Genomic DNA, 781 nt, shown 5'->3' with positions numbered 1-781 from the left:
CTGATTGCTGATGATATTGATGGTCAAGAGAAGAAAGATATCGACTCGCTACTCTCTGGTAGTAATTGGACGTTATCAGTCTTGGCTGTAGGTACGGAAAGCGGCGCGCCGATCTCGTTACCTACCGGTTCGATGTTACAGACCGACTCAGGACAAACCGTGGTTGCGAAAACCAACGTAGACAATATGCGCGACCTGACTCGTCGCTCTGGCGGCACATTCACTGAATTGCAATTGGATAACTCAGACGTTGAACACATCGCAAGTTACCTCGACCGAGTTGCGACAACATCAGAAGTGACTAAAACCAATAACTCACTCAACACCAGAGTGAACAACGGTTTCTGGTTATTGCCGTTTCTGTTACTTCCTGCACTTGGGCTATTTCGAAAAGGGGTCATTTGGTGTGGTCTAGCTGTATTTGTCTCGTTCAGCCAACCGAATACTGCGTTTGCAAATCCTTGGAAAACCGATGACCAAGTGGGTTATCAGTTGTATCAAGATGAGGACTTTCAACAAGCCGCAGAACAGTTCGAACAACAAGAATGGAAAGGCATCGCGCAATACAAAGCCGGTGATTTCGAAGCGGCCGAACAGACGCTACAAGGTCTTTCTGGCGAAGATGCTCGCTACAACCTCGCCAATGCACAAGCAAAGCAAGGTAAGTACGACCAAGCGATAAAAGAGTATCAACGTATTCTCGAAAGTAACCCAGAACATGCTTACGCGAAGAAGAATCTAGAGATTGTCGAACAGGCTCGGAAGCAACAGCAACAGCAAC

General features: G+C 47.1%; 1 protein-coding gene. It reads left to right on the top strand.

The annotated features are described in order from the left end of the window. The coding region (locus tag AB4496_RS29105) for a tetratricopeptide repeat protein (RefSeq protein ID WP_372133595.1) at positions 1–781 on the top strand (781 nt) is incomplete at both ends.

Source organism: Vibrio sp. 10N.222.46.A1 (assembly GCF_041473595.1).
GTDB classification, from domain to species: Bacteria; Pseudomonadota; Gammaproteobacteria; order Enterobacterales; family Vibrionaceae; genus Vibrio; species Vibrio tasmaniensis_A.
This window is presented reverse-complemented; position numbering and strand designations above follow the sequence as displayed.